14 protein-coding genes are annotated in these 17,744 nt (G+C 64.3%); 5 read left to right on the top strand and 9 right to left on the bottom strand.

Features of this window, described 5'->3' with window-relative positions:
• Window positions 1-28: 28 nt before the first annotated feature.
• The 4 genes from ACLBKS_RS03090 to ACLBKS_RS03075 all read right to left on the bottom strand — a co-directional run bounded on the left by ACLBKS_RS03090 (window position 29) and on the right by ACLBKS_RS03075 (window position 5,366).
• Window positions 29-2,416 (bottom strand): TonB-dependent siderophore receptor, encoded by a 2,388-nt coding sequence (locus ACLBKS_RS03090; RefSeq protein WP_410191318.1) that lies wholly within the window; start codon window positions 2,414-2,416, stop codon window positions 29-31.
• 123 nt (window positions 2,417-2,539) lie between these two features.
• Window positions 2,540-3,538 carry a FecR family protein gene (locus ACLBKS_RS03085; RefSeq protein WP_410191317.1) on the bottom strand — a complete coding sequence of 333 codons (999 nt, stop codon included), beginning with the start codon at window positions 3,536-3,538 and terminating at the stop codon, window positions 2,540-2,542.
• Window positions 3,535-4,062, bottom strand: coding sequence for a sigma-70 family RNA polymerase sigma factor (locus tag ACLBKS_RS03080; RefSeq protein WP_410191316.1), 528 nt, complete (start codon window positions 4,060-4,062; stop codon window positions 3,535-3,537). Before ACLBKS_RS03080 ends, ACLBKS_RS03085 begins: the two co-directional genes overlap by 4 nt.
• A 389-nt stretch (window positions 4,063-4,451) precedes the next feature.
• Entirely contained in the window at window positions 4,452-5,366 is a 915-nt protein-coding gene (locus ACLBKS_RS03075; protein WP_410191315.1) for a LysR family transcriptional regulator, read from the bottom strand.
• A 96-nt stretch (window positions 5,367-5,462) separates the two neighbouring features.
• Here ACLBKS_RS03075 and ACLBKS_RS03070 point away from each other — a divergent pair, with 96 nt between their 5' ends.
• From ACLBKS_RS03070 to ACLBKS_RS03055, 4 genes are all read left to right on the top strand, one after another.
• The gene (locus ACLBKS_RS03070; protein WP_410191314.1) at window positions 5,463-6,314 is read left to right on the top strand and encodes an alpha/beta hydrolase; all 852 of its coding nucleotides are present in this window, start codon (window positions 5,463-5,465) and stop codon (window positions 6,312-6,314) included.
• A 186-nt stretch (window positions 6,315-6,500) separates the two neighbouring features.
• On the top strand, window positions 6,501-7,745 hold the full coding sequence (locus tag ACLBKS_RS03065) for an efflux RND transporter periplasmic adaptor subunit (protein ID WP_410191313.1): 1,245 nt from the start codon (window positions 6,501-6,503) through the stop codon (window positions 7,743-7,745).
• A 23-nt stretch (window positions 7,746-7,768) separates the two neighbouring features.
• The gene (locus tag ACLBKS_RS03060; protein WP_410191312.1) at window positions 7,769-10,993 is read left to right on the top strand and encodes an efflux RND transporter permease subunit; all 3,225 of its coding nucleotides are present in this window, start codon (window positions 7,769-7,771) and stop codon (window positions 10,991-10,993) included.
• Between the two features lie 11 nt (window positions 10,994-11,004).
• Window positions 11,005-12,456 carry an efflux transporter outer membrane subunit gene (locus ACLBKS_RS03055; protein ID WP_410191311.1) on the top strand — a complete coding sequence of 484 codons (1,452 nt, stop codon included), beginning with the start codon at window positions 11,005-11,007 and terminating at the stop codon, window positions 12,454-12,456.
• Between the two features lie 202 nt (window positions 12,457-12,658).
• Here the strand turns inward: ACLBKS_RS03055 and ACLBKS_RS03050 are convergent, their stop codons facing one another.
• The 5 genes from ACLBKS_RS03050 to ACLBKS_RS03030 all read right to left on the bottom strand — a co-directional run bounded on the left by ACLBKS_RS03050 (window position 12,659) and on the right by ACLBKS_RS03030 (window position 16,209).
• The gene (locus tag ACLBKS_RS03050; protein WP_410191310.1) at window positions 12,659-13,078 is read right to left on the bottom strand and encodes a hypothetical protein; all 420 of its coding nucleotides are present in this window, start codon (window positions 13,076-13,078) and stop codon (window positions 12,659-12,661) included.
• Between the two features lie 88 nt (window positions 13,079-13,166).
• A complete protein-coding gene (locus ACLBKS_RS03045) occupies window positions 13,167-13,868 on the bottom strand; it encodes a hypothetical protein (protein WP_410191309.1) in 702 nt (233 codons plus the stop codon).
• Between the two features lie 75 nt (window positions 13,869-13,943).
• Window positions 13,944-14,510: a hypothetical protein gene (locus ACLBKS_RS03040; protein ID WP_410191308.1), complete on the bottom strand. Its 567-nt coding sequence runs from the start codon at window positions 14,508-14,510 to the stop codon at window positions 13,944-13,946.
• A gap of 270 nt (window positions 14,511-14,780) precedes the next feature.
• On the bottom strand, window positions 14,781-15,152 hold the full coding sequence (locus tag ACLBKS_RS03035; RefSeq protein WP_410191307.1) for a hypothetical protein: 372 nt from the start codon (window positions 15,150-15,152) through the stop codon (window positions 14,781-14,783).
• A 91-nt stretch (window positions 15,153-15,243) separates the two neighbouring features.
• Window positions 15,244-16,209, bottom strand: coding sequence for a succinylglutamate desuccinylase/aspartoacylase family protein (locus tag ACLBKS_RS03030; protein ID WP_410191306.1), 966 nt, complete (start codon window positions 16,207-16,209; stop codon window positions 15,244-15,246).
• Between the two features lie 325 nt (window positions 16,210-16,534).
• Between ACLBKS_RS03030 and ACLBKS_RS03025 the strand changes: the two genes are divergently transcribed.
• Window positions 16,535-17,725: an efflux RND transporter periplasmic adaptor subunit gene (locus ACLBKS_RS03025; protein WP_410191305.1), complete on the top strand. Its 1,191-nt coding sequence runs from the start codon at window positions 16,535-16,537 to the stop codon at window positions 17,723-17,725.
• The last annotated feature ends 19 nt before the right edge of the window (window positions 17,726-17,744 follow it).

Raw genomic sequence — 17,744 nt, 5'->3', positions numbered from 1 at the left:
CCTAAGATCGACTTTGACGCGCTACCGATCAGAACTTGTAGTTCATCGTCAGTGTGGTGCTACGACCCTCTCCCCAGGTGTAGGTGCTGTACGAGCTGAAGATGGTGTAGTACTTCTTGTCGAGCAAATTGGTGACATTCAGATTGACCGAGAGGTTCTTGTCGATCTGGTAGCTGGACATCGCGTCGAACAGCCAGTAATCGTCCACGGTGTGCTTGACGGTGTCTCCGTTTTGATCGGCAACATCGTCCCAGGTTTTGTCCTGCCAGCGGGCGCCGCCACCGATGCTCAGGCCGGGGACGAAGTGCGGTTTGTAGGTGCTGCTCAGCGTGAACTGGTTTTCCGGGTTCAGCGTGGCCACCTTGTTGCCCTGCTGGCGGGAAATATTGTGGTTGATCCCCGCATGGATCTGCCAGCGCGGTGTCATCTGCCCGGACATTTCCACCTCGAAGCCCTTGGTGCGAACACCGTTGATCGCCTCGTAAGCGGTACCACCGCTCGGCGTCAGACTGCCCGTCTCCTGGGCGTAGTTGTCCTGTTTGAGGATGAAGTAGGCGGCGCTCGCGTTCAAACGACTTTCGAAGAAGCTGCCCTTGATGCCGGCTTCGTAGTTGAGGCCTTCGAGCGGATCGAGCGTTTTGCCCTGGTCGTCTTGCGCACTCTGCGGCTGGTAGATGCTGGTGTAGCTGCCATAAACGGAGTACAGCTTATTCAGGTCGTAGACCGCGCCCAGATAAGGCGCGACGACGCCGGATTCCTTGACCGTCTCGTTTTCGTAATTGAGTACGCGGCTACCGGTGATCAGCTTCAGGTCGTCGCGCAGGTTGAAGCGGGCGGCGGCATAGATGCCGCTTTCGCGCGTGGTTTCGCGGTCGTTGGTTTTCCAGGCGGCGTTGCTCCAGACCGGTTGCGGGAGATTGCCATTCCAGTTGTAGTAGTCAATGACGCTGGTGCCCGCATCCGAGTAGCCCCGGTTGGTCCACACGCGCTTGGCGTGGCTGGCGCCAAGCACCAGTTCGTGCTTGCGGCCAAGAAGTTCAAATGGGCCGCTGGTGTAGAGATCGACGGCGTCGGCCACCGTCTTGCCGACGTACTTGCCTTGCCAGGTGCTCACGCCCGTGCCGGTCGCCGGGTCGGGGTTGCCGGAGCCTGCCGAGCCGAGCGGCGCGTCGTAGCCGTTGATCTGGTGGTTGAACTGGGCCTTGACCAGCCAGTCGTTGTCGAAGGTGTGTTCCAAGGTCACGAAGCCAGTACGCGTGTACTGCCTCCAACTGCTCCAGTCAGCGCCGTTGTTGAAGGAGCGCGGCATCTTGTTGAAGTCGCCGTTGGCGTCGAAGATCGGAATGCCACCCCAGGTCGAACGCTTCGGGTCGCTGTCCTGATAATCAGCCCCGAGCGTCAGCAGTGTCGATGGCGATAGATCCGCTTCCAGTATTCCGTAGAACACATCGGTCGTCCGCTGGTAGCCTTCCAATTGCGATTTTTTGTCCTGATGCGCGCCAATCACGCGAGCACGAACACTGCCTTCGGCATTGAGCGCACTGCTCAAGTCCAGCATGCCGCGATAGTTATCCCAAGTGCCCGCACTCAGTGAGACCTGGCCCTGAAAGTCCTTGGTGGGTTTCTTGCGGATCAGGTTGATGGTTGCGCCCGGGTCGCCGCTGCCGGTGAGCAGGCCGGTGGCGCCCTTGAGCACTTCGACGCGGTCGTAGATGGCCATGTCGCTGAGCGTGTTGCCAGCCGAGTAGGACGCGTTCCGGGTCATCGGAATGCCGTCGTACTGGAAGTTGTTGATCGGGAATCCACGTGCGTAATAGGCGGTTCGTTCGCTGTCCATGGTGACGATGCTGACGCCGGGTGTGTGGGCCATCACCGCATCGATGGAGGTCAGATTGAAGTCGTTCATTTCCTCGCGGGTGACGACGCTGACGGATTGCGGTGTCTCGCGCGGCGTCAGCACCAATCGGGTGGCGGTGGCGATGCTGCCGGGAGTGTAGGACCCGCTGCCTTCGGTGATCTCGCCAAGCTGGTTGGCGGTGACAGTCATCGCTTTCAAGGTCGTTTCGGTCGTCGGCACGACCCGACCGAGGGTGTAGCCGCTGCCCCCCAGCAGGAGTTCCAGTCCCGTCTCCCTTAGCAAGACCTCAAAGCCCTGCTGCACGGTATAGCGCCCCTTCAAGCCCGGGCTCTGCCGACCTGCCGTCAGCGCCGGGTCAAAGGACAGCACCACGCTGGCCCGGAGGGCAAACTGGTTGAGCACCTGGGTCAAGGAGCCCGCCGGGATGTCATATGCCGATACAGCCGCACTCGACTCCGTGGCCGGGCCCGCAGCCTGGGCGCCAATGCTCGCACCGTACAAAGCGAGGGCCAAGGCCGTGATCAACGGCTGGCGAACCGGGAAAAATTGTCTGCGCATGGAAATACCCTTTGCCTAAGTTGTTCGTTCCTGTCGGCTATGACGATCAGGAAAGGGCAAGGGACAGCGCCGACCCGAAAAAAAATTCAATTGGGGCGTTTCGGACGCCGCCGCCGCGCTTGATCAGTGCGGCTCGACCACGACAAACCAGGTGGCATGGCGACGTATCCGCACCGGCTGGGTCGCGGCGATCACCTCCAGTGCCTGATCCGTATGGCGCAAGGGCAGCACTCCCGAAATGCGCATGCCAGCCAACGCCTGAGGATCGAAGTGGAGAAGGCCTACGCGGTAGCGACTCAGTTCCTCCAGCACCTCATTCAAAGGCCGGTCGTCGATCACCAGGACACCGTGCGCCCAGCCTTCGGCGGCAAATGGCTCGACCGGTGACAGACGCTCCACCTGATGCGCATGAATCCGGGCGCGCTCGCCGGCCCGCAAATCCTGGCATGAATCCAGGGTGTCCGCGCAGACCCGCACGACGGACTCCAGCACCGTCACCTCGGTGCTTCTGGGATGACGGCGCACCAGATAGCGCGTCCCCCGGGCTTGCGCGATGCCCTGCGGCGTCACGACCACGAAGGGCCGCTGCGCGTCCCGAGCCACCTCCACCAGCACCTCCCCCGCCCGCAGCGTGACTCGACGCTCTTTCGGCCCATAGGCCACATCCGCCGCGGAGCTGGAATTCAGCACCAGACGACTGCCGTCGTCCAAGGTCGCATGGCTCTGCTCTCCCACCCCCGTGCGGTAATCGGCGAACAGATGGGTCGGCCACGGCATGCCCTGCGTCAGGTGCATGAAGACCCAACCACTGCCCAAGAACAGACCCAGCGTCGCGGCCACCAACGTTTTGCGTCGGCTCTTGCGCGGCTTCGGTCGCAGTCCCGCCTCCAAGGCGGCCTGCGCGGGCGGGGACTGCAAGTGATCGAAGCGCTGCCACAGTGCCGCGATGCGGTCATAGGCCAGGGCGTGGCGGGGGTCGGCCTCGCGCCAACGGCTCCAGGCCTCGCGCTCGGCGAGCCCGGCCTCGGCGTCACTCAAGCGCTGGTGCCAAGCCACGGCCTGTTCGACCATGGCGCGGGTGGGTTCGGCAGCCGCCATGGGCTCGCACACGATCCGACTCATGCCTCGGGAAGACCGTGAACCACGCTGTAGCACTGCAACATGGCACGGGCGATGTACTGCTTGACCATGCTGACCGACACACCGAGTCGCGCCGCGATCTCAGCCTGCGGCACCTCCTCCAAACGGCTCCACAGAAACGCCTGCCTGACCTTGACCGGCAAATCCTCGAGCAAGGCCACGATGCCCAACAAGGTGTCGATGGCTTCCTGATGTTCCTCGGGCGAACTGGCATGGGCATCCGCCTGAAGCACCGCCCAAGTTTCCAGATAAGCACGCTCGATACGGGCGCGTCGGGCGTGGTCGATCAGCAGGCGGGTGGCGGTTGTGACCAGGAAGGCACGCGGTTCGCGCAAATCGGGCACCGTCGGCATGGCGAGCAGGCGGCAGAACGTGTCGTGGGCAAAGTCGGCCGCGCTGTGCGCGCAACCCAACTTCTTGCGCAGCCAGCCGCGCAGCCAGGCATGGTGATCGTGGTACAGGTCGCCCATCGGATCGGCCGGTCCCGCCATGTTCACGCTGCTCACCTACGATCTCCAATGAGACGGCAATTCGACGCCGCGAAGCTGACCCGCAACCGCAAAAACGGGGGCTAGCCAGTCAAGTTAATGAATGAGAATATTTCTCATTCTATACCGTGCTTGCCAGCTGGATGCCTGGAGGCCGTAACCCAGTGCGGGCGGCAAGAGGCGCTTGCCATCGGGGTCCAGGTAGGTGCAGCGCCGCTCGATCACGAAGATCTCCGAGCGCAAACTCAGCAGGGCGTACAGCTGTTGGACCGTCTAGGCCTCGAAGCCCAGGCCAGTCCAACGCAGACCCGAAGAAACAGGTAATTGCTCGTCCTGATCGTAAAGATGCACCATGCGCCATGACCATCACGGCAACACGGCACGAAGGCCGAAGCATCAGCCCCGGCTCAGCCTGTCAACACCTGTGGGTGGCGGGAGAACAGTTCCGCCGCCCATTCCACGAAGGCCCGCACCTTGGCGCTGAGGTGGCGGTTGGGCGGGTAGACCACGTAGAGCGGAATGACGGGACAAGTCCAATCCTCCAGCACCCGCACCAGCTGACCACGCTGGAGCAAGGGCTCGGCCGTGAACGTGGGGATGTCGGACACCCCCAAGCCCGCCAGCACCGCCGCCGTCAAGGCATTGCTCTCATTCACCGAGAGTTGGTAGCGCCCCGTGACTTCCAGCGTCTTGCCGTCGCGGGTGTATTCGTGCGCGTAAGGGCGACCAGTGCGCGCGGAAAAGAAATTCACCGTGGTGTGCTCACGCTCCAGCTCGGACGGATGCCGAGGCATGCCCCGCGCCTTGACGTAGGCGGGCGAGGCCACGGCCACCAGGGGCACATTGCCCAGGCGACGCGCGACCAAGGATTGTTCCTGCAAGTCACCGCCACGGATCACGCAGTCCACGTTGTCGGTGATCAGGTCCACCGGGCGGTCGGTCACGCCCAGATCGAGCTGAATGTCAGGGAAACGGCGGTAGAAGTCAGCCAACGCCGGAATGAGGATCTGGCCCGCCACCGAGGTGCCCACGTCCACGCGCAGGCGACCGCTGGGCTTGGCCTGCGCATTGGTCATGCTGGCTTCGATGTCGTCCAGGTCCTTGAGCACGCGGGTGGTGCGCTCGTAATAGGCGGCGCCGTCCGGCGTCACGGTCACTCGCCGCGTGGTGCGGTTGAGCAGCTTGACCTTCAGGCGCGCCTCCAACTGCTGGACCAGCTTGGTCACCGTGCCCTTGGGCAGATCCAGCGATTCGGCCGCTTTGGTGAAGGTGCCGGCCTCCACCACCCGGGCAAAGACGCGTATCGATTGAATCTGGTCCATACCTGGGTGTGTGCTGGCTGTGCGTTGAACAGCCCGGATTGTTCATGAACTGGAAACAGACAACTGGTTGCAGCCTGCTTTATCCCCGGAACTCGCATGTCTATAGTCGCGCCCATGGTCAACTCCACCTCCCCTTTTCCGCCCACGCCCACGCGGACGTTGTTCCTGCCCGGCGATCGGCCGCTGGAGCTGCGCGTGCGTGGCGACAAGGTACGCGGCGAGGCCAAGCCACTGGTGCTGCATTTCCACGGAGGCGCTTTTGTTTCCGGCGATCTGGACAGTGGGGCCTGCATGGCCGAGTTGCTGGCGGCCTCCGGCGCCGTGGTGGCGTCACTGGCCTACCCGCTGGCGCCCACGCACAAATTCCCCGAGGCGGTGGAAGCAGGCTACACAGCGATTGAATGGCTGCACAAGCAGCGCGCGCGCCTGGCGGGTACCGGCGCCCCTCTGTTCGTCGCGGGCGAGGAAGCGGGCGGCAATCTCGCCGCCGCCGTGGCGCTGATGGTGCGCGACCGCGCCCACCCCGCGCTGGCCGGTCAGATCCTCGTGTCGCCCATGCTGGACCCGTGCAACGGCACGGCCTCACTGCGCGAAACCCTGGGGCAAACCACTTGCTGCAAATGGATCGATGGCTGGCGCGAGTACCTGCGCGGCCCCATGGACGCCGAGCACCCCTATGCGGTGCCCGCTCACGCGCAACGGCTCGCGGGCCTGCCGCCCACGCTCATCCTCGCGGGCGGCGACGACCCCATGCGCGACGAGGCGCTGGCTTATGCCGACCGCCTGCACGAAGCCGGCATTGCGGTCACCCGCATCCTGCTGCCCGCCAAGACCGGCTGGCCCGACTCCCTGGCCGAGCCCTTGGCCGGAGAAGTGCCGCCCTGCGCGGCCCAGGCGCGTGAGCACCTGCGCAGTTTCTTCCAGGCCGCAGCTCCGCCTGCGGACTGACGGTCACACCGTTCTGACCTAACTCCCCCTGATCCGTTCAACCCGGCTAACAGCCGGGATGGGACGTGCTCGCCCTTTTTTCCCTTTTTGATTTCCCATTTCCTCTTTCTCTTCTTTCTCCTCTCCGTCCTCCCCACTTTCGTCTTCTCCTCATTTCAACTTTTGCTGTTCTTCAAAGGAAACCCCATGTCCCGCTTCCCTCTGCGTTCCCAACGCCGCCTCTGGTGGCCCACCGCAGCCGCGCTGACCGCCGTCACCGTGGCCGTCCTCGTTTTGCTGCACCAGCCCAGCACCGCGCAAGCCAGCGCCGCCAACAACGCGCCGCCGCCCACGCCCGTCTCCGTGGCCACGGTCGCGGAAAGCGATGTGTCTGCTTGGGAGGAGTTCTCGGGCCGGATCGAAGCCATCGACCGCGTGGACATCCGCCCTCGGGTCGCGGGTGTGATCCAGGCCATGCATTTCCGTGAAGGGGCGCTGGTCGCCAAGGGCGACTTGCTGATCTCCATCGACCCGGCCCCCTACGAAGCCGAGGTGGCACGCGCCGCCGCGCAAGCCGCCGCGGCCCAAGCCCGCGTGAGCTTCGCCACCAACGAATATGCCCGCGCGCGCCTGCTCTGGGCCGAAAAGGCGATTGCCCAGCGTGAGCACGACGACCGCCAGAACGCCCTGCGCGAGGCGGAAGCCAACCTCAAGGCCGCCCAGGCACAGTTGCAAGTCGCTCAGCTCAACCTGGACTACACCCAGGTGCGCGCGCCCGTGGCCGGACGCATCGGCAAGCTGGAAACGACCGTGGGCAACCTGGTCGCCGCCGGTCCGGGCGCGCCCGTGCTGACGACCCTGGTCTCGGTGCACCCCATCTACGCGAGCTTTGACGCAGACGAGCGGGTGGTCGCCAGGGCCCTCAAGGGCTTGAGTGGCGCGGGCGGCAACGCACGCCAGAACGTGGAACGCATCCCGGTGCAAATGGGCACGTCCGACACGGAGGACATGCCCTACACCGGCAAACTGCAACTCATCGACAACCAAGTCGACCCCCGCAGCGGCACGGTGCGCGTGCGCGCCGTCTTCGACAACAAGGACGGCCAACTGATGGCCGGGCAGTTCGCCCGCATCCGCATGGGCCAGTCGCAGAGCGCGCGCACCCTGCTGATCAGTGAACGGGCCATCGGGACCGACCAAAACAAGAAGTACGTGCTGGTCGTGGGCGCGGGCAACAAGACCGAGTACCGCGAAATCACGCTGGGCGCGCCGGTCGACGGGCTGCGCACGGTGCGCAGCGGCCTGCGCGCGGGTGAACGCATCGTCGTCAACGGCCTGCAACGCGTGCGCCCCGGTGACGTGGTGCAACCGCAGGACGTGCCCATGAACGCCGCACAACGCGGCAAGGCCAGTGACGCCGCCACGCAAGCCGTGGCCTCGGCCCAGCCCTGAACCGCGAGAACGAAACCAACATCATGAATCTCTCGAAATTCTTCATTGATCGGCCGATCTTCGCGGGCGTGCTCTCGCTGCTGATGCTGATCGCCGGTCTGGTCGCCTTGCGCGGCCTGCCCATCTCCGAATACCCTGAGGTCGCGCCGCCTTCCATCGTGGTGCGCGCGCAGTACCCGGGCGCCAACCCCAAGGTCATCGCCGAGACCGTGGCCACGCCGCTGGAGGAATCCATCAACGGCGTGGAAGGCATGCTCTACATGGGCAGCCAAGCCACCACCGACGGCGTGATGACGCTGACCGTGACCTTCAAGCTCGGCACCGACGTCGACAAAGCGCAGCAAATGGTGCAAAACCGCGTCTCGCAAGCCGAGCCGCGCCTGCCCGAGGAAGTGCGCCGACTGGGCGTGACCACGGTCAAGAGCTCGCCGGACATCACGATGGTGGTGCACCTGGTCTCGCCCAATGACCGCTACGACATCAACTACCTCCGCAACTACGCGGTGCTCAACGTCAAGGACCGGCTCGCGCGCATCGAAGGCGTGGGCCAGGTGCAGATCTTCGGCGGCGGCGACTATTCCATGCGCGTCTGGCTGGACCCGCAGAAGGTCGCGCAACGCGGCCTGTCCGCCAGCGACGTGGTGAACGCCATCCGCGGCCAGAACGTGCAGGCCGCGGCGGGCGTGGTCGGCGCCTCGCCCGGTCTGCCCGGGGTGGACATGCAACTGTCCATCAACGCGCAAGGCCGACTGCAAAGTGAAGAGGAGTTTGGCGACATCATCGTCAAGACCGGCGCCAACGGCGCGGTGACCCGGCTGCGCGACATCGCCCGCCTGGAGATGGGCGCGGCGGACTACTCGCTGCGTTCCTTGCTCAACAACAAGCCCGCCGTGGGCATGGGCGTCTTCCAGGCGCCGGGCTCGAACGCGCTGGAGATCTCGGCCGCCGTGCGCCAGACCATGGACGAGCTGCAAAAGCTCATGCCCGAGGGTGTGGAATACCGCATCGCCTACGACCCCACGCAGTTCGTGCGCGCCTCCATCAAGTCGGTCATTCAGACGCTGCTTGAAGCCATCGCCCTGGTGGTGCTGGTGGTGATCCTGTTCCTGCAAACCTGGCGCGCTTCCATCATTCCGCTGCTGGCCGTTCCGGTGTCGGTGGTGGGCACGTTCGCCGTGCTGCACCTGCTGGGCTTCTCGATCAACGCGCTGTCACTATTCGGGCTGGTGCTGGCCATCGGCATCGTGGTGGACGACGCCATCGTGGTGGTGGAGAACGTGGAACGCAACATCGAGGCCGGGCTCTCGCCGCGCGAGGCCACCTACCGCGCCATGCGCGAGGTCAGCGGGCCCATCATCGCCATCGCCCTGGTGCTGGTCGCCGTGTTCGTGCCGCTGGCCTTCATCAGCGGTCTGACGGGTCAGTTCTACAAGCAGTTCGCCGTGACCATCGCCATCTCGACGGTGATCTCGGCCATCAACTCGCTCACGCTCTCGCCCGCCCTCGCCGCCTTGCTGCTCAAGGGCCACGACGCGCCCAAGGACGCGCTGACGCGCGGCATGGACCGCGTCTTTGGTCGATTCTTTGGCGCCTTCAACCGTTTCTTCCAACGCGGCTCCGAAGCCTACAGCGGCGGAGTCGGACGCGTCATCGCGCGCAAGGGACGGATGATGGGCCTGTACCTCGCGCTCGCGGCGCTGACCGTGCTGCTGTTCAAGGTGGTGCCTGGCGGTTTCGTTCCGGCGCAAGACAAGCAGTACCTGATCGGCTTCGCGCAGCTGCCTGACGGCGCCACGCTGGACCGCACCGAGGACGTGATCCAGCGCATGGGCGAGATCACGCGGCAGAACCCGAACGTGGAAGACGCCATCGCCTTCCCCGGCCTGTCGATCAACGGCTTCACCAACAGCTCCAACTCAGGCATCGTGTTCGCGACGCTCAAGCCCTTCGCCGAGCGCCAGCGCGCCGACCAGAGCGGCGGCGCGGTGGCCGGCCAACTGAACCAGGCTTACGGCCAGATCCAGGACGCCTTCATCGTGATGTTCCCGCCCCCGCCGGTCGCGGGCCTGGGCACCACGGGTGGCTTCAAGCTGCAGCTGGAAGACCGCGGCGGCGTGGGCTACGACGAGATGGACAAGGCCGTGAAAGCCTTCATGGGCAAAGCTTGGCAAACGCCCGAGCTGGCCGGCATGTTTACCAGCTGGCAGGTCAACGTGCCGCAGCTCTACGCCGACATCGACCGCACCAAGGCGCGCCAGTTGGGCGTGCCAGTGACGGACATCTTCGACACCATGCAGATCTACCTCGGCAGCCTGTACGTCAACGACTTCAACCGCTTTGGCCGCACTTACAGCGTGCGCGCCCAGGCCGACGCGCCCTACCGCGCGCGCGCCGAGGACGTGGGCCTGCTCAAGGTGCGCTCCAGCAGTGGTGAGATGGTGCCGCTGTCGGCGCTGATGAAGGTGAACTCCAGCTTCGGCCCCGACCGCGCCATGCGCTACAACGGCTACCTCTCGGCCGACATCAACGGCGGCCCCGCGCCGGGCTATTCCTCGGGCCAGGCGCGCGCCGCGATTGAACGCATCGCCGCCGAAACGCTGCCCAAGGGCGTGGGCTTCGAGTGGACCGAACTCACCTATCAGGAAATCCTGGCGGGCAACTCGGCGCTGTGGGTCTTCCCGCTCGCGATCTTGCTGGTCTTCCTGGTGCTGGCCGCCCAGTACGAAAGTCTGGTGCTGCCCCTGTCCATCATCCTGATCGTGCCCATGGGCTTGCTCGCGGCCATGACGGGCGTGTGGCTCTCGGGCGGTGACAACAATGTGTTCACGCAGATTGGTTTGATCGTGCTGGTGGGGCTGTCAGCGAAGAACGCCATCCTGATCGTCGAGTTCGCACGCGAGCTGGAGTTCGCGGGTCGCACACCGATCCAGGCCGCCATCGAGGCCAGCCGCCTTCGCCTGCGCCCCATCCTGATGACCTCGCTGGCCTTCGTGATGGGCGTGCTGCCCCTGGTGCTGGCCACGGGCGCGGGCGCCGAGATGCGCTCGGCCATGGGCGTGGCCGTCTTCGCCGGGATGATCGGCGTGACCGCCTTCGGCCTCTTCCTCACACCCGTGTTCTACGTGCTGCTGCGCGGCCTGACGGGCAACCGCCCGCTCAAGCAGCACGGCGAGACACCCCATTTCGAGGGCTTCGCCGCCGGTGGACTGCCGTCACCCACGCTGCCCACGGTGGCCCTGCCCCGCTGAAAGACCCTGCCATGAAACGACTGCACTATTCCCTGCTGCCCCTGGCCGCGGCCCTGCTGTTGGCGGGCTGCGCCACCGACGTACCCTCCTCGCCCGCGACGGTGGACACGCCACCGCTGTTCAAGGAAATCCAGGAACACTGGACCACCGCCGAACCAGCGGAAGCGCGCGACCGAGGCACGTGGTGGAAAGCCTTCCAAGACCCCGTGCTCGACGAATTGATCGAAAGTGCGGCGACCCGCAACACCGACATCCAGCTGGCTGCGGCCCGCCTCACCCAAGCGCGCGCCTTGGTGCAAGGCGCTCAGGCCGATCGCATGCCGCAAGTCGGCGCGGGCCTGGGCACCAATCGCGGCGCGGGCACTTACACGACCGGCACGACCGCGCCTGCCACGGTGGTGCAAGCCAATGTCAACGTGTCCTACGAAGTGGACCTGTTCGGCCGCCTGGCACGGGCACGCGACGCTGCGGGCCTGGACGCCCAGGCGCGCGCCGCGCTGCTGCAAAGCACGCAGTTGCTCGTTCAGGCCGAGGTGGCCGAGACCTACCTGGCCTTGCGCGCCGCCGACACCGAGCATGCGCTGGTGCGCGACACGGCCGCCGCCTACGCCGACACGCTGCGTCTGACCCAGCGCCGCTACGAAGCGGGTGACGTGGCCGAGCTGGACGTGATCCGCATCCAGACCGAACTCGCTGCCACCGAGGCCGAGGTGCACGCGGTGCGCCGCAGCCGCGCTGAACTCGAACACGCCTTGGCCGTGCTGGTGGGTGAGGCCGCGTCGAGCTTCACGCTGGCGCCCGCCACCGGCACCACAGCCCTGCCCCTCATCCCCGCCGGTGTGCCGGCCACGGTGCTCGCGCGCCGCCCCGACGTCGCGGCCGCGCAAGCCTCTCTGCTCGCCGCGCAAGCCCGCGTGGGCGTGGCCAAGGCGGCCTGGTTCCCCAGCATCGCTCTGACCGCAGATGCAGGCAACGCCTCGCCCGACCTGGGCGATCTGTTCCGCTGGTCGACCCGCGCCTGGGCCGTCGGCGCCCTGGCCTCGGTGCCGCTGTTGGATGGGGGCCGCCGCGAGGCGGGCGTGCGCAACGCCGAGGGGCAGTTGGACGCCGCCGCGGCGAGCTACCGCCAGCAGGTGCTCAACGCCTTGCGCGAGGTGGAAGACCAACTGTCCTCGCTGCGTTTGCTGCAGGAACAGTCCGCCGCGCAGGGGCGTGCCGTCAGCGCCGCGCAGCGCGCCAGCACCATCTCGGAGACACGCTACCGCAGTGGCTTGGTCGGACAACTGGAACTCCTGGACGCGCGCCGCAACGAACTGATCAACCGCCGACAAGCCCAGCGTGTGGAAGCCAGCCAGCGCCAAGCCACGGTGCGCTTGATCCGCGCGCTCGGCGGCGGCTGGGACGCGGCGCCGCTCAGACCGCTGGAGCCGGTGCAGGTGTCGGCGCGCGGCGAGGTGTCTTAAGCGGTCTCTAAGAGGAGTAGCACCGGGGGGTTGGCGCGGACCGTCAGGTTATTGCGTGGCCTGCCCTGCCGGTGGCCTGATGTTCTGCGCAGAACTCAGGCTTTCCTGTGTCAGCAGGATCGGCAGTTCATCGGCGTGCTCCCATCGTCGCGTTCGACTGAAGCTGCACATGCCTGTCTTGAAATAGAAGGGGACGCCACGCTCACAAGGCGAGGTAGGTAGCGTAGACGAAACCCACAGCGCCAATGATCGAAAAGACGGCGCCAACCACGTTTGCGGCGTAAACGACCTTGGCAGCCCAAGAGCCTCCTGACGAAAGTCCTCTATGGCCGGTGATGGCCGCCAACGGCAGGGACACGCAGAACGCGTATGAAGAGACGATCAGCGACACTGCAATCAACCACTTGATGGTGACCGAGGCGGGTGTGGATGAAAGAAGAGCCCCCACTGCAAGCATGACCAGCGCACCCACCGGGAGGCTGGCATGTGCGACTCGCCAAGCATGGACGATGTGATCGGCCGCTTTTCGATTGATCGCCTTGCCGTAGGGCGCGCCCATCAGAAGACCGAATAACAACACGATTGCGCCGTGGAAGACGAGGTGACGTGCAGCGGTTTCCATGTTTTATCTGAAGCGGCTCGGTTTGGTTAGTGGCTTTCGAACCATTGCGGCCTTACGTCAGCAAGTGGAGAGCGGACACTCGACGTTTCTACTGCAGCGCCGCGTGGATTAGTTGACCCGTGCGTATGACCGTCGAGTTGACAGCAGAGTACGCCGGAGACAGAAGCTTTTCCACTTCTGTAAGGGCGTGATGCCTGTCGCGATACTCAAAAGGAGCAAAGTGCATCGCATACGGTTCTGCTCGGCCCTCCGGGTCCACTTCGAGCACAGGATCCGGGAGGCCGCGATGTTTCCCGTAGTTGACCAGCGCATCCAGAATGGCAAATGCAGGATCTTGTCGCAACTGGTCCAAGCTGTCATGTACCGATGCAAACCCTCTGCCAACTAACAGGCTGGACTTAAGAAGGCTCTTCAGCCCAATGACGTGCTCCCCAAGTTTATGTACCGGGATGTTTAAGCCAGCTGCAAAGTAGGCAACGTGAGCAAGAGCATCTGGCACTGAATGAATTGCCTGCGCGCACGCGATCATGTGCGCCTCAACCTTCACCAGCCCCTCCTGAAGGTCTGACCATCCCTTTGTGCCGGGGAAAGTTAGTTCGTATATGTTGACCGAGGGTAGTTTGGCGTCAATGTTCTCGGTAAGTAGCCTCCTGACCTCGGCAAAGTGATATCCAGCATGAGCGAACCGAACGGTTATCGCGCGCAGTGGGTCAGCAACGCAAGCAAGCTGCGCGGGACCGTAGCGCGCTTTGAGCAGATCACGCGTCGCTTTCAGATCCCATTGCGGCATATTTGGTCTAACGTTTGAAATGTGAGGCTTAGCCCGACTTGCCCGTGTACGTCCTCCCAATGGAAGGGTTCGAACTCACGGTAGCGCGGCCTCCGCCCTTGCTGCGAATGTTTCGTATGCCGTCAAGAATCTGTTGAAGTGCCTATCGTTCACGGTTGAGCCTGTTGGGTACTCGCGCAGATAGCGCCCCACACTTAAGCCTTGACGTTCCGCTGAAGCAATGCCATCAGATTCGAGGAGCTTCACGAAGCGCTCTTGCGCAGTTCCACCGGAATGAGCAATACGGTTCCGAACGGTGTGCGCTGACATTAATGCCTTGTACGTGGGCTCGCCAACCTCATGCATCAGATCTCCAAAAAAGGAATCTGGACCGAAGAGATTACTTCCACGCTCCCTCAGCAACTTTGGGCTTCCCCAGCCAAGCTTGTTGTTCAATCCGCCATCCAGATCGCCCATCACAAAACAGCTTCTTTTCGCGGTTACGCGGAGCTTCGAGCGAACTTCCATTTGGAACATCGTCTTCGCAAAATCTTCAAACTGAGCTGCCACCTCGAAGAAGATGAACTGGGCAACATCCCTGGAATCTGGTACCACTAGCTTTTCGACTTGATGATTCCCAACAGCGGTGTAGCCATGAATCACCAGCTTCTTGTATAGGTCCCCAGCGCGCTCAAGATCTGTTCGAAAGCTGTTGACTGTTGCCTCGACCGCGCTCTTGGAGACTGTCGGTGGTCTTACCATACGTGAGGTCTAACGAATAAAGTTACTTTGGTAGGAAGTCTAGTCGGTTCGACCTAGTTCGCCTACCCCAAAGAATGGGAGATCAATGTCCGCTGTCGGGGAATCGCTCGGGCGTCTGCTCCTGGCCAACAACAGCCGAACAACATCCCCTTCGAACCTTGCAAACCCAAATCAACGCAAGCCCGCAGCGGCCAGTCGCTCTTTGAGCAGCCTGTACTTTTCCGCGGACGTGTCCGCAAGTGCCGCCGCTCGCGTCGAGGGTGTGTCGTCGTACGGTATGGGCTCGGCGAATTGGCTGGCGGTCAGGTCCCACTTCACGCCGTGGATCACGTTGTAGAAGTGCGTGCCGCCCGCAGTCTTGGTGCTGAGTAGGTCGCCGCCAAAACAATCCTGAACGATGAGCGCTGTGATGCTGCAATGGTTCTGCGCCGGATTGGCGGGTGACCATGCACCGGTCGGGCTTGATGTGTCCGCAGACCAGAGGCGCGCGATGGCGCGGTACAGCTCCAGGGGTGTCGTGAAAGAATGCGCCAAGGTTGACATCTGAGGTGCCCGCTGTGTGTGAAGGATGGCTGTGGCCGATGGCGGGCATCCTATCAAGGGGTGGGCGCGTTTTTGCCACGCCTTGCCCCCTTCACAGTTTGCGCGGGCTGCGCTCAGCGAAATAGAACCATTCGTTGCCGACCAGCGCTGCGGGGTTGGGGAAGACGACAAAACCATCTGTGGGCGCGCGCACCGCCGAGCCATCGGCACGCAGGCCGATCACCTCGCCCGCGCCCACCGGGTCGAAGCTGGCCCAGGGTCGGGCCAGTTGGTCGGCCTGGCTGTCACGGTCAATCACATCCACCAGGTGCAGCACTTCGAAGCGCTCGTTCGGGGGCGCCAGGGGCAGAGAGGCCAGCCCCAACAGGGCCACGGTCTGCCGGATCGCCTGGTAAGCGACTTCGGGCGCCTGCGGGTCTTCGTGCTGTCCGCACTCCAGGGTGACGCCGTAGCCGCCTTGCGTGCGCATGTATTCCGAGGTGCCCACGCCGTAACGCGCGTCCAGCAGGCCCTGGGCGCCGCCTCGGCCCGCGGCACGACGGCGCTCCACGCCACGGGCGTAGGTCTCCATCCAGCCCTCGACGACCCGGGTCGGCCCCAGGTGCCGCACCAGTTGAAGTTCTTCGCGCGCATGGGCGAAGGGCTCCAGGGGGCCGGTGTTGTCTTCCGGCCCGATCATCACAAAAGGCTGCCCCGGGGTATGGAAGGAATGCAGGTCGAGCAGGACGTCATGGGCCTGCAGCCAAGGGCACAGCACATTGGCCACGCGGTCCTCGAAGTCCACGGGATTGGGCGTCACGCCCAGATTGCGATTGAGGTTGCGGTCGCCTTGCCGTTGTCCGAGCTGATAGGCCAGGGGATTGGTGACCGGCACCAGGGTCAGCGTGCCGCGCTCGACGGACCAGGCGCCCTGCGCGAGTTCATCCAGCACGCGCAGGATGGCCTGGGTGCCGCAGGTTTCGTTGCCGTGCACGGCCCCGAGCACGATCAGCCGGGGGCCGGGCGCGAGGCCGGCAAATTGGTGGGCGCGCAAGGCAGTGGGGCGTTTCATGGGCATGGGTGTGAGACGTCAGCTTCGTCCGATGGGACTGGGCGTGGCCCGCAATCGTACAGGCCGCTTCCTGACCCAGGCACACCGGCAAGAACGCCAAGGTGGTCCGGCCATACGCCAATCAGGAGGGCGGGTGCCGGGGCATGCGGCGCCCTTCCCGTCCAAGGAGTCCAGAGCGGCGCGCCGCTCTGGGGAACCTCTGCCATCACCCCCGAACAAATACCCCACTAAAACAGTGTGAATTCCAAAATAAATAGAATGAACGTTCATTCAGTCGCCAAGGCCGCTGACTCAGACCCTCTCCCCGCCCATCCTCCTTCAAGGTTCTTCTATGCAAACCCGATTCCAAGCCCGCCCAAGCTACCTGCTCAGCGCCGTCACCGTGGCAACGGCGCTTCTCATTTCTGGATGCTCTCCGAGCCAAGGAGGCCAGCAAGCAGGGCCTGGTGGCGCGCAGGCCCCCGTGGTGGAAGTCCTGACGGTCAAGACCCAAGATGTGGTGCTGACGAGTGAACTCGCCGGGCGCACCGCGCCCTATCTGATCGCCGAGGTGCGCCCGCAGGTATCGGGCGTCATCCAGGCACGCAACTTCAAGGAAGGTGGCGAGGTCGAGGCAGGACAAACCCTCTACCAGATCGAGGCCGCCCGTTATGAATCGGCCCTGGACAGCGCCAAGGCCAGCCTGGCCAAGGCCGAGGCCAACCTGACGTCGACACGACTGCGCGCCATGCGCTACGAGGAACTGGCCGACATCGAAGCCGTGAGCAAGCAGGCCCGGGACGATGCGCAGGCCTCCCTCAAGCAGGCTCAGGCCGATGTCTTGTCCGCCAGCGCCCAGGTGCGCTCCGCCCAGATCGACCTGAACTACACCCGCGTCAACGCACCCATCTCGGGCCGCATCGGCCGCTCCAGCGTGACGCCGGGCGCCTTGGTCACCGCCAACCAAAGCAATACCTTGGTGACCGTGCAACAACTCGACCCCATCTACGTGGACGTGACCCAGTCCAGCACCGAGCTGATGCGTCTGCAAAAAGACCTGGCCGAAGGTCGCGTCAAGGCCCAGGGCCAGGGCAACGTCAAGCTCTTGCTTGAGGACGGCAGCACCTACGCATACGCCGGCAAGTTGCAGTTCTCCGAAGTCTCGGTGGACCCGTCCACCGGCACGGTGACCTTGCGCGCGGTCTTCCCCAACCCCAAACGCGAACTGCTGCCGGGCATGTACGTGCGGGCCGTGATTGAAAAGGGCGTGAGCCAGCAGTCCATCGTGGTCCCTCAAAAGGCCGTGAGCCGTGATGCCAAAGGCAACGCCAGCGTCATGACGGTGACTCAGGACGGCAAAGTGCTGCCCAAGCCGATCGCGATCGGCCAGTCGCTCGGCGACAACTGGCTCGTCACATCGGGCCTCCAGGGCGGGGACAACGTGATCGTCGAGGGCTTGCAAGTGGCTCGCCCCGGCGCGACCGTGCAGGCCACCGCCTGGCAAGACAGCTCTGTGCAAAAAACCGCGCAGGCCTCGCGCTGAGCCCACGAAAGGAACCGGA

It is taken from the genome of Hylemonella sp. W303a (assembly GCF_046452315.1).
Lineage (GTDB): Bacteria > Pseudomonadota > Gammaproteobacteria > Burkholderiales > Burkholderiaceae_C > Hylemonella.
Note: the sequence above shows the minus strand (reverse complement) of the source record. Positions and strands in the feature narration are given on the sequence as shown.

Coding starts and splice junctions, on each gene's coding strand:
- ACLBKS_RS03090 (WP_410191318.1), bottom strand. CDS start 2,416: ATGCGCAGACAATTTTTCCCGGTTCGCCAGCCGTTGATCACGGCCTTG.
- ACLBKS_RS03085 (WP_410191317.1), bottom strand. CDS start 3,538: ATGAGTCGGATCGTGTGCGAGCCCATGGCGGCTGCCGAACCCACCCGC.
- ACLBKS_RS03075 (WP_410191315.1), bottom strand. CDS start 5,366: ATGGACCAGATTCAATCGATACGCGTCTTTGCCCGGGTGGTGGAGGCC.
- ACLBKS_RS03070 (WP_410191314.1), top strand. CDS start 5,463: ATGTCTATAGTCGCGCCCATGGTCAACTCCACCTCCCCTTTTCCGCCC.
- ACLBKS_RS03065 (WP_410191313.1), top strand. CDS start 6,501: ATGTCCCGCTTCCCTCTGCGTTCCCAACGCCGCCTCTGGTGGCCCACC.
- ACLBKS_RS03060 (WP_410191312.1), top strand. CDS start 7,769: ATGAATCTCTCGAAATTCTTCATTGATCGGCCGATCTTCGCGGGCGTG.
- ACLBKS_RS03055 (WP_410191311.1), top strand. CDS start 11,005: ATGAAACGACTGCACTATTCCCTGCTGCCCCTGGCCGCGGCCCTGCTG.
- ACLBKS_RS03050 (WP_410191310.1), bottom strand. CDS start 13,078: ATGGAAACCGCTGCACGTCACCTCGTCTTCCACGGCGCAATCGTGTTG.
- ACLBKS_RS03045 (WP_410191309.1), bottom strand. CDS start 13,868: ATGCCGCAATGGGATCTGAAAGCGACGCGTGATCTGCTCAAAGCGCGC.
- ACLBKS_RS03035 (WP_410191307.1), bottom strand. CDS start 15,152: ATGTCAACCTTGGCGCATTCTTTCACGACACCCCTGGAGCTGTACCGC.
- ACLBKS_RS03030 (WP_410191306.1), bottom strand. CDS start 16,209: ATGCCCATGAAACGCCCCACTGCCTTGCGCGCCCACCAATTTGCCGGC.
- ACLBKS_RS03025 (WP_410191305.1), top strand. CDS start 16,535: ATGCAAACCCGATTCCAAGCCCGCCCAAGCTACCTGCTCAGCGCCGTC.